7 protein-coding genes are annotated in these 11,081 nt (G+C 72.2%); 6 read left to right on the top strand and 1 reads right to left on the bottom strand.

Annotated features, from left to right (window positions below; all coding sequences use genetic code 11):
* Positions 1 to 44: 44 nt before the first annotated feature.
* A complete protein-coding gene (locus OO62_RS09200) occupies positions 45 to 1,013 on the bottom strand; it encodes a GlxA family transcriptional regulator (protein WP_033266779.1) in 969 nt (322 codons plus the stop codon).
* A 70-nt stretch (positions 1,014 to 1,083) separates the two neighbouring features.
* Between OO62_RS09200 and OO62_RS09195 the strand changes: the two genes are divergently transcribed.
* The 6 genes from OO62_RS09195 to OO62_RS09170 all read left to right on the top strand — a co-directional run bounded on the left by OO62_RS09195 (position 1,084) and on the right by OO62_RS09170 (position 11,069).
* Complete coding sequence (locus OO62_RS09195) at positions 1,084 to 1,407, top strand: cupin domain-containing protein (protein WP_033266778.1); 324 nt, start codon at positions 1,084 to 1,086, stop codon at positions 1,405 to 1,407.
* Positions 1,408 to 1,518: 111 nt separating this feature from the next.
* On the top strand, positions 1,519 to 2,667 hold the full coding sequence (locus OO62_RS09190; protein ID WP_051732914.1) for a serine hydrolase domain-containing protein: 1,149 nt from the start codon (positions 1,519 to 1,521) through the stop codon (positions 2,665 to 2,667).
* A gap of 198 nt (positions 2,668 to 2,865) precedes the next feature.
* On the top strand, positions 2,866 to 4,695 hold the full coding sequence (locus tag OO62_RS09185) for an ABC transporter transmembrane domain-containing protein (protein WP_033266777.1): 1,830 nt from the start codon (positions 2,866 to 2,868) through the stop codon (positions 4,693 to 4,695).
* Positions 4,692 to 6,533 carry an ABC transporter ATP-binding protein gene (locus tag OO62_RS09180; RefSeq protein ID WP_078617078.1) on the top strand — a complete coding sequence of 614 codons (1,842 nt, stop codon included), beginning with the start codon at positions 4,692 to 4,694 and terminating at the stop codon, positions 6,531 to 6,533. Before OO62_RS09185 ends, OO62_RS09180 begins: the two co-directional genes overlap by 4 nt.
* 337 nt (positions 6,534 to 6,870) lie before the next feature.
* Positions 6,871 to 9,147, top strand: a complete 2,277-nt coding sequence (locus OO62_RS09175) for a M4 family metallopeptidase (RefSeq protein ID WP_033266776.1) — start codon at positions 6,871 to 6,873, stop codon at positions 9,145 to 9,147.
* Between the two features lie 287 nt (positions 9,148 to 9,434).
* The gene (locus OO62_RS09170) at positions 9,435 to 11,069 is read left to right on the top strand and encodes a M4 family metallopeptidase (RefSeq protein ID WP_033266775.1); all 1,635 of its coding nucleotides are present in this window, start codon (positions 9,435 to 9,437) and stop codon (positions 11,067 to 11,069) included.
* The last annotated feature ends 12 nt before the right edge of the window (positions 11,070 to 11,081 follow it).

The raw sequence follows: 11,081 nt of genomic DNA, 5'->3' as shown, positions 1-11,081 counted from the left end.
GTACTGGTCACCCGTCCCCCGAGCGGACCGGCATGCGGCGACCGCTATGACGTCGGCGTGCCGGTTCCGCGGCCAAAAGTGCGGCGGTAGGCAGCGGGGGTGGTGTGCACCGCTGCACGGAATCGCCTGCGGAGGTTGGTGGCCGTAGAGAGCCCTACCTTGGCGGCGATCGCCTCCACGGGCAGGTCGGTGTCCTCGAGGAGGATCCGGGCCGCCGTGAGGCGCTGGTGGAGCAGCCATCGTCCGGGGGAGGTGCCGAGTTGTTCGGTGAACCTGCGGGCGAGGGTACGTGGGGAGAGGTGCGCCCGGGCGGCAAGGCGGTCGACGGTGAGGGGTTCCGCGAGGTGGTCGACGGCCCAGTTCAGGACGGCGGCCAGGGAGTCCGGCGGGGCGTCGGGCCGAGGGGACGCGGCGTACTGCAGCTGCCCGCCCTCCCGGTGCGGCGGCATGACCATGTGCCGCGCGATCCGCGCGGCGTGGGCGGCGCCGTGGTCGGTACGGACCAGGTGCAGGCACAGATCGATGCCGGCGGCGGTCCCGGCGCTGGTGGCGGCGTCTCCCAGATCGATGTAGAGCGTGTCGGCCTCGACCTGGACCTGCGGGAAGCGGGCGGCGAACTCGGCGGCCATCCGCCAGTGGGTGGTCGCCCGCCGGCCGTCCAACAGCCCCGCTTGCGCGAGCAGGAAGGCGCCGGAACAGATGGCGACGATGCGGGCGCCGCGGCGGTGGGCCTGCCGCACGGCGTCGAGCACGGCAGGTGGGGCAGGTTCCCGGTGGCGCTGCAGCCCGGGGATCACCACGGTGTCCGCGGTCTGCAACGCGTCGAGTCCCCGGCCGACCGTCATGTCGTAGCCCGCCAAGGTCGCCACGCTGCCCGGTCGTTGCGTGCACACGCCGAACTCGTAGCGGCCGGGCAGCCCATGGCGGGACAGGCCGAAGACCTCCGCAGCGCACGCCAGCTCGAAGGTGGACTGGGGCGGCACCACCAGGGCGACCACGCGATGCAGCGACATGGCAGGAAAGTACCTCCTCGCGTCATTCTGGACACTGGGACGTGGTGATCGGCGCCGCGACAGTGAACACATGAGTCACGACCCCCTGCAGATCCAGGTCCTGAACACCCACGACGTCCAACCGGTGGAGGTCGCTCCCGGAATCACCCGGCGGCGCCTGCCCGCCACGCGGTGGGCGCGAGGGTGGATGTACGACTTCGCCCCGGGGGCGGAGTGGCCCGAGGTGGATGTGCACGAGGGCGAGGAGCGCTACTACGTGGTCTCCGGGGAGTTCATCGACCGCGGGTACCGCCTCGGACCGGGCAGCTATGTGGTGTTCGCGCCCGGGAGCACGCACCGCCCGCGCACCGAGACGGGCGCCCGCATGCTCGGGATCAGCATCCGCACCCACTGACGGCCGGTTGCGCACCGGCCGGTGCACGAGCGGAGCCGCTGCCGGGCAGGCCCGGCGTGCCCCGGCCCCGGCCCCACCCGCCCACGCCCTGACGACGAAAGGTCACCTGCCATGAACGACCCGCTTGATCACGCGGAGTTGAACGCCGCCCTGCACAACGTCCACCGCGCGGGAATGCCGGGAGTGTTCGCCGAGGTGCGCGACGGCGAGGAGGTCTGGCGCGGCGCCGCCGGGGTCGCCGATCTCGCCACCGGCCGCCCCGTCACCGCCGACATGCGGCACCGCGTCGGCAGCATCACCAAGACGTTCACCGCCGCCGCGGTGCTGCAGCAGGTCGAGAACGGCCTGGTCGGGCTCGACACACCCATCGGTCGCTACCTGCCCCGGCTGGTACCCGGCGAGCTCGGTGACGCGATCACGGTCCGGATGCTGATCAACCACACCAGTGGCCTGGCCGATTACCTCCCCTACGCCTATCCGTCCCTCAAGGCGTTTCCGTCCCTGGCGGACACCACGCCCGAGAGCCTGGACGACAACCGGCTGACGCGGTTCCACCCGACCGAGCTGATCGGGATGGGAGTTGCGGCCCGCCCGGCCCATCGCCCCGGCGGCACTCCGGGGACGTACTCCAACACCAACTACCTGTTGCTGTGCCAACTCCTGGAGAAGGTCACCGGTCTCGCCGCCGAGCAGTGCATCACCGAGAACGTCATCGAGCGGGCCGGGCTGACGGACACCGAGCTGCCCCTCGGTCCGGAGATCAACGGGCCGCACGCACAGCACTACGAGGCATGGTTCGGCATGATCGACCCGCCGCGTGACTTCAGCGTCTTCGACATGTCGTGGGTGGGACCCGCGGCCTCGCTGATCTCGACCGTCGCGGACCTCAACCGCTTCTTCCGCCTGCTGCTCGCCGGGGAGATCGTCACCCCGTTGTCGCTGGCGCAGATGCAGCGCACGGTGCCGGTCGTCTCCTTCGAAGGGAAGCTCGTCGACTACGGCCTCGGCCTGCACAGGAACCAGGTTCCCGACCGCGGCACCTTCTGGGGCCACGACGGCAGCGCGTGGGGCGCCGGAGCCATCTCCATGACCAGCGCCGACGGCACGCGGCAGATGTCCATCGCGGTGAACCTGCAACGGTGGAACCGGCTCGACGCATCGGGGAAGCCGCAGCCGCACCCCCTCGACGGGGCGATTGCCGCACTCCACCGGGTGGCGTTGGGCGTTGGCAGCGCCGAGGACCGGCGCGGACACCTCTGACCACCGCCGCGCAGGCAGCCGTTCCGCTCCCCACGGCGTGCCGAGGGCCGCGCGCCCGCGCCGTCCCGCCCACGGGCTCGCCCCGGCCGGCCCTCCCCCGGCTGTGGCGCTGCTCACTGGACGCGGACTTCAGCGCCCCGCATGAGCCAGGGTTGACGCAGTCGCGGATCCTGGGGCGAGGACGAACGGGGGAGGGCAATGGCGGACAACGCACCGGGCCCGGGGGCTGTGGGCCACCGGGGTGCCGGACGGTACCTGTGGTGGCTGGTGGCGTGTCAGGGCCGGCGGGTCGCGGCGGGGGCGACGTACGGAAGTCTGTGGATGGTGGGACTGATGGTGCCGCCGTACGTGCTGTCCCGGGCGATCGACGAGGGGCTGGTGCCGGGCCGGATGCCGGCGCTGCTCGGGTGGACCGCGGCGCTGCTGGGTGTCGGGGTGCTCAACGCCTGTCTGGGGACCCTGCGGCACCGCACGATGACCAGGATCCGGATGGACGCCACCTTCCGCACGGTGCGCACCCTCGTGGCGCACACCGTACGGCTGGGCGCGGCGCTGCCGGGGAGGGCGACGGCCGGGGAGATCGTCACGATCGGGATCGGCGACGTCGGGGTGATCAGCCAGACGCTGACGATGACCGGGCCCGGTGTCGGCGGGGTGCTGGCCTACGTCGTCGTCGCGGCGCTGCTGCTGGCCGTCTCGCCGCTGCTCGCCCTGGTGGTGCTGCTGGGCGTACCGCTGCTCGCGCTGCTGGTGGGGCCGCTGCTGGGCCGGCTCCAGGGAGCGGAGGCGCGCTACCGCGAGCGGCAGGGCGGGCTGGCCGCGCGGCTGACGGACCTGGTCGGCGGGTTGCGGGTGCTGGCCGGGCTGGGCGGCAAGGAGGTGTTCGCCGACCGCTACCGCCGCGAGTCGCAGGCGCTGTGCCGCGAGGGCTACCGGGTCGGCGCGGCGACGAGCTGGATCCAGGCGCTCGGGGTGGGGCTGCCGACGCTCTTCCTGGCCGCGGTGACCTGGCTCGCCGCCCGGATGGCGGCCCAAGGGCAGATCACCGTGGGCGAGTTGGTGGCGGTCTACGGCTATACGGCGGCACTGGTGGTGCCGGTCTCGTTCTTCATCGAGGGCGGCTACGACCTCACCCGCGGACTGGTCGCCGCCCGCCGGGTCGTCCGGTTCCTGCAGTGGGAGCCGGACGCCGCGGACGGGCCCGCGGCGCGGGCCGGCACGGTGCGCGCGCCGGAGGGGCCGGCCGTGCTGCGGGATCCGCGCTCGGGCGTCGAGGTGGTGCCCGGGCAGCTGACGGCGCTGGTCTCCGCCCGGCCGGCCGAGTCGGCCGCGGTGGTCGACCGGCTGGGCCGGTTCGCCGGGTCGGCGGCGACCTGGGGCGCGGTGCGGCTCGACGAGCTGCCGCTGGCCGAGGTCCGCGACCGGATCCTGGTGGCGGACAACGAGGCGGAGCTGTTCGCCGGGACGCTGCGGGAGGTGCTCGCGGGGCGCCGCGACCGCACCGAGGAGGCGATCGGGGACGCCGTACGCACGGCGATGGCCGAGGACATCGTGCGCGGCCTGCCGGCCGGGCTGGACTCCCCGGTCGAGGCGCGCGGACGGAACCTCTCCGGCGGGCAGCGGCAGCGGCTGCGCCTGGTGCGGGCGCTGCTGGCCGACCCCGAGGTGCTGCTCGCGGTGGAACCGACCTCGGCGGTCGACGCCCACACCGAAGCGGCCGTCGCGGCCCGGCTGCACGCCGCCCGGGCGGGCCGCACCACCGTCGTCACCAGCACCTCGCCGCTGCTGCTGGCCCGGGCCGACACGGTGTGCTTTCTCGTCGACGGCCGGGTGGCCGCGGTCGGCAGCCACCGCCGGCTCCTCGACGAACAGCCCGGCTACCGGCGTCTGGTCGCGCGCGGCGAGGACGGGGCGGACGCGGACGGCACGGACGAGTACGGCACGGACGGGGCGGACGGCGGCGGGGCGGACGGCGGCGCGCTGCCGCTCCCCCGGACGGTCCCCGCGGCGGAGAAGGGCACACGATGACGGCAACCGAACCCACCACGCCGCCGACCACACCACCCGAGACGCCCGGCACGGCCCCCGGGCCGTCCGCCGCGGACGCCCTGCCGGACGGTGCCGGGCTGCCCGTCGCCACCCGCACCGCGACCCGGCAGGCGGCGCTCCGGCTGATCCGGCCGGACCGTACGGCGTTCACCCTGATGCTCGTGCTCAACGCGCTCGCCGCCGGCGCCGGCCTGGCCGGCCCGTGGCTGCTCGGCCGGATCGTGGACGCGGTCCGGGCGGGCGGCGGGGTGCGCGCGGTCGACCGGCTGGCGCTCGCGATCGTGGTGTGCGCGCTCGCCCAGCTGCTGCTGGCGCGGTACGCGCGGTACGTCGGGCACCGCTTCGGCGAGCGGACCGCGGCGCGGGTCCGCGAGCAGTACCTGGACCGGGCGCTGGCGCTGCCCGCGGCGGTCGTGGAGCGGGCCGGCAGCGGCGATCTGACCGCCCGCGGCACCACCGACGTCGCCTCCGTCGCACGGACGTTGCGGGACGCCGTACCGGAGGTGTGCGTCGCGGCGGCGCGGGCGCTGTTCCTGCTCGGCGCGGTGGTGGTGCTCGATCCGCTGCTCGGGCTGTGCGGGCTGGGGCTGCTGAGCGGGCTGCTGGCGGTCCGGTGGTACCTGCGGCGTGCGCACACCGCGTACCTCGCGGAGGGGGCCGCGACATCGGCGCTGGCGGAGCTGCTCGCGGCCACCGCGGAGGGCGCCAGGACGGTCGAGGCGCTGGGCCTCCAGGAGCGCCGGCGGGCGGCGGGCGAGCGGGCCGTCGAGGACTGCCGCCGCACCCGGCTGCGCACGCTGTTCCTGCGCAGTGTGCTGCTGCCCGCGGTGGACGTCTCGTACGTCCTCCCGGTGGTCGGCGTCCTGCTGGTGGGCGGGGCGCTGCACGGGCGGGGCGGGATCAGCCTGGGGGTGGTGGTCGCCGCGGCGCTGTATCTGCGTCAGCTGTCCGAGCCGCTGGAGACGATCCTGCTGTGGGTGGAGCAACTGCAGTCCAGCGGGGCCGCGTTCGCCCGCGTCGAGGGTGTGGGCGCGGCCCCGCGGCCCCCGCGGGCCCCTGCCGCGCGCCCGCTGCCCGCCGATGACCGGATCGACGTCCGCGCGGTGCGTTACGCCTACGACCGGGGCGGCCACGAGGTGCTGCGCGGGGTGGATCTGACCATCCGCCCCGGGGAGCGGATCGCCGTGGTCGGGCCCTCCGGTGCCGGCAAGTCCACACTCGGGCGGCTGCTGGCGGGCATCGACGCGCCGCGCAGCGGCTCGGTGACGGCCGGGCGGGTGCCGCTCGCGGAGCTGGACCCCGAGGTGCTGCGCCGGCAGGTCGTCCTGGTCACCCAGGAGCACCACGTGTTCCTGGGCACCGTCCGCGACAATCTGCGGATCGCCGCGCCGGACGCCGGAGACGCGGCCCTGGAGGCCGCGCTGGCCGCGGTGGGGGCCGACTGGGCCGCGGAGCTGCCGGCCGGCCTGGACACCGAGCTGGGCCCCGGCGGCCACCGCCCGGACGGCTCGCAGTCCCAGCAACTCGCCCTGGCGCGGGTGGTGCTGGCGGACCCGCACACCGTGATCCTGGACGAGGCGACCGCGCTGCTCGATCCGCGTACCGCGCGCCACACCGAGCGGGCGCTGGCCGCCGTGCTCCGGGGCCGTACGGTCATCGCCATCGCCCACCGGCTGCACACCGCCCACGACGCGGACCGGGTCGCCGTCATGGAGCACGGCCGGATCGCCGAACTGGGCACCCACGACGAACTGGTGGCGGCGGACGGCGCCTACGCCGCCCTGTGGGAGTCCTGGCACGGCAGGGCGCGGCCGTGAGGTACCTACCACCCGTCCGGTTTTCGGACGCCGATTTCGCGCAACGGACGTTTTCCGGCCAATAAGTTGAACGGAGCCTGACAACCGGTCATGCGTGGTGGGACTCTTCCCCGCAACCGCCGCTTGGCCCCCACAGCACCACACCTCGCGGCAGCCGGTTCCACGCGCACCATCAACATCCTTTGCGCCAACCGCTCCACAAGCACATCCAGTACCTCGCGTACGTCTCCCCCCACACGCTCCATGAGTTCTGCCTCGATCTGCCCGGACGGCCGCTCCGCCGCCCGGTCCCCCTCGGCCGCACCGTCACGTCGCGGCCACCGCAGAAGGAGTCAGTGTGAGACGCACCCCCCATACCCGCGCCGTTGCGACCGGCGCGCTGGTCGCCGTCACGGCGATGCTGGCCGTCGGTGTACAGGCCGGCACCGGAACGGCGGCCGCCCCGCGGCCGGGCACCACGCATGCCGTACCCGATCCCGGCGCCCTGCCGGCGAAGCTGTCCCCGTCCCAGCGTGCGGAGCTGATACGGGCAGCCGGTGCCACCACCGCCGAGACCGCGCGGCAGCTGAAGCTCGGCGCGAAGGAGAAGCTGGTCGTCAAGGACGTCTCGAAGGATGTCGACGGCACGGTCCACACGCGCTACGAGCGCACCTACGAAGGACTGCCGGTGCTCGGCGGCGACCTCGTGGTGCACGAGACCAAGGCCGGCAAGCTCAAGGGCGTCACGAAGGCCGTCGCCTCCCAGCTGAAGGTCGCGAGCACCACCGCGAAGATCAAGCCGGCCGCCGCCGAGGCGAAGGCCGTCACCTCCGCGCGGGCGCTGGGCTCGAAGAAGACCGAGGCGGCCAAGGCGCCGCGCAAGGTGGTCTGGGTCGCCGACGGCAAGCCGGTCCTCGCCTACGAGACGGTGGTCGGCGGGCTGCAGGACGACGGCACCCCCAACCAGCTGCACGTCATCACCGACGCCGTCACCGGTGCCAAGATCTTCCAGTACCAGGGCATCGAGACCGGCATCGGCAACAGCGAGTACAGCGGCAAGGTCACCATCGGGACCTCGGGCTCCGCCCCGAACTTCTCGATGACCGACGCCACCCGCGGCGGCCACAAGACCTACAACCTCAACCACGGCTCGTCGGGCACCGGTTCGCTGTTCACCGACGCCGACGACACCTGGGGCGACGGTACGCCGCAGAACGCCCAGACGGCCGGTGTGGACGCCGCCTACGGCGCCCAGGAGACCTGGGACTACTACAAGAACGTGCACGGCCGCAGCGGCATCAAGGGCGACGGCGTCGGCGCCTACTCCCGCGTGCACTACGGCAACAGCTACGTCAACGCCTTCTGGGACGACGGCTGCTTCTGCATGACGTACGGCGACGGCAGCGGCAACGCCGACCCGCTGACCTCCCTCGACGTGGCCGGCCACGAGATGTCGCACGGTGTCACCTCCAACACCGCGGGCCTGGAGTACAGCGGGGAGTCCGGCGGCCTCAACGAGGCGACCTCCGACATCTTCGGCACGGCGGTGGAGTTCTACGCCAACAACGCGTCCGACCCCGGTGACTACCTCATCGGCGAGAAGATCAACATCAACGGCGACGGCACCCCGCTGCGCTACATGGACAAGCCGAGCAAGGACGGCGCGTCCGCCGACTACTGGTCCAGCACCGTCGGCAACAAGGACGTCCACTACTCGTCCGGCGTCGCCAACCACTTCTTCTACCTGCTGTCCGAGGGCAGCGGCCCGAAGGACATCGGCGGCGTCCACTACGACAGCCCGACCTTCGACAACCTGCCGGTGCCGGGCATCGGCCGGGCCAACGCCGAGAAGGTGTGGTTCAAGGCGCTCAGCCAGTACATGAGCGCGAACACCAACTACGCGGCCGCCCGTACCGCGACGCTGAAGGCCGCGGCCGACCTGTTCGGCCAGGGCAGCGCGTCGTACAACACGGTCGCCAACACCTGGGCGGCGGTCAACGTCGGCTCCCGCGTCCCGGACGGCGGCGTCACCGTCACCAACCCGGGCAACCAGACCAGCACCGTGGGCCAGGCGGCGAGCCTGCAGATCAAGGCGACCAGCGGCACCGCGGGCGCGCTGAGCTACGCGGCGACCGGCCTGCCCGCCGGGCTGTCGATCAACGCGAGCACCGGTCTGATCTCCGGTACGCCGACCACGGCCGGCACCAGCAACGTCACGGTGACGGTCACCGACTCGGCGAAGAAGACCGGTACGGCCGCCTTCACCTGGACGGTCAACCCGGTCGGCGGGGGCAATGTCTTCGAGAACGCCGACGACGTGCAGATCCCGGACGCCGGCGCGGCGGTCACCTCGCCGATCACCGTCAGCCGCAGCGGCAACGCGCCGAGCACGCTGAAGGTCGGGGTCGACATCGTGCACAGCTACCGCGGTGACCTGGTCATCGACCTGATCGCCCCGGACGGCACGGCCTACCGGCTGAAGAACTCCAACGCGTACGACTCCGCGGCCAACGTGAACACGACGTACACCGTCAACGCCTCCTCGGAGGCGGCGAGCGGTACCTGGAAGCTGCGGGTCCAGGACGTCTACTCCCAGGACAGCGGCTACATCAACGGCTGGAAGCTGACGTTCTGACCAGGTGGCCGCACCCGGCCGTCACCTTGGTGTGACATAGACGGGCCGGCACCCCACAGGTGATCACAACTGGCCCGTGCAGCAAGGAAGTTGGGCGTCGTTCCCGAAAATCCGGGAACGGCGTCCAACTCCGTTATGCGAACAGCGCGCACCTCTCTACGAACGAAAATCAGCCAAGTTGTGAACAGACTCCTGACATGCACGCGTTCGAATGGCAGTGTTCCGGTCGCACGTCACACCCGCATCGCTTTGCACCCCCACCACTTGGCAAAGTTGAAGGAGCACGCGTGACCCCCCGCATATCCCGTAAGACCCGTGTGACCGGTACCGCCCTCGCGGCCGCGGCCCTGCTGGCCGCCGGTATCACGGCCGGTACCGCCGGCGCCTCGCCGGCCCCCACCCCCACGAAGACGGACGGCACTCCGCTCCGGCTCAGCGCCTCGCACCGGGCGGAACTGCTGCGTGACGCGGGCGCCGCCCGCGCGCAGACCGCCAAGGCGCTCGGCCTCAGCTCGCAGGAGAAGCTGGTCGTCAAGGACGTCATCAAGGACGCCGACGGCACCACGCACACCCGCTACGACCGCACCTACGCCGGCCTGCCGGTGCTGGGCGGCGACCTGGTCGTGCACACCGCCAAGGGCGGCGCGATCAAGTCCACCACCAAGTCGACCGACAAGTCCGTCAAGGTCGCGTCCACCACGGCGAAGATCGCCCCGCAGGCCGCCGCGAAGTCCGCGCAGGGCACCGCGGCGAAGTCGCTCGCCGCGAAGCAGGCCGACGCGCAGGCGCCCAAGAAGGTCGTCTGGGCCGCCTCCGGCACCCCCGTCCTCGCCTACGACACCGTCGTCAAGGGCACGCAGAAGGACGGCACCCCCAGCCGGATGCACGTCATCACCGACGCCAACACCGGCAAGAAGCTCTTCCAGTACGACGAGATCCACACCGGCAAGGGCGAGAGCGAGTACAGCGGCAGCGTCGAGCTGGGCACCTCCAAGGAGGGCAGCGGCTTCACGCTGACCGACGCCGGGCGCGGTGGCCACAAGACCACCAACCTGGGCAACAGCGAGTCCGGTGACGGCAAGGCGTTCACCGACGACGACGACGCCTGGGGCACCGGCAAGCCCGACGACCCGCAGACCGCGGCCGTCGACGCGCACTACGGTGCGGCCGAGACCTGGGACTACTACAAGAACGTGCAGGGCCGCAGCGGCATCAAGGGCGACGGCAAGGGCGCCTCGTCCCGCGTGCACTACGGCAACAGCTACGTCAACGCGTTCTGGGACGACAGCTGCTTCTGCATGACGTACGGCGACGGCGAGGGCAACAAGAAGCCGCTCACCGCGCTGGACGTCGCCGCGCACGAGATGTCGCACGGTGTCACCTCCGCCACCGCCAACCTCACCTACAGCGGTGAGTCCGGCGGCCTCAACGAGGGCACCTCGGACATCTTCGGGACCTCGGTCGAGTTCTACGCCAAGAACGACAAGGACCCGGGCGACTACCTCATCGGCGAGAAGATCGACATCAACGGTGACGGCTCGCCGCTGCGCTACATGGACAAGCCCAGCAAGGACGGCCAGTCGAAGGACAACTGGGACTCCAACACGGGCAACCTCGACCCGCACTACTCCTCGGGCGTCGCCAACCACTTCTTCTACCTGCTGTCCGAGGGCAGCGGCGCGAAGGAGATCAACGGCGTCAAGTACGACAGCCCGACGGCGGACGGCTCCAAGGTCACCGGCATCGGCCGGGACAAGGCCGAGAAGATCTGGTTCAAGGCCCTGACCGAGTACATGACCTCGAACACGGACTACAAGGCCGCGCGCGAGGCGACCGTCAAGGCCGCCACCGACCTGTACGGCAAGGACAGCGCCGAGGTCAAGGGCGTCGAGGCCGCTTGGACCGGTGTCGCCGTCAAGTGACGCAACGAGCGG

Source organism: Streptomyces lydicus, assembly GCF_000717345.1.
Lineage (GTDB): Bacteria > Actinomycetota > Actinomycetes > Streptomycetales > Streptomycetaceae > Streptomyces > Streptomyces lydicus.
Note: the sequence above shows the minus strand (reverse complement) of the source record. Positions and strands in the feature narration are given on the sequence as shown.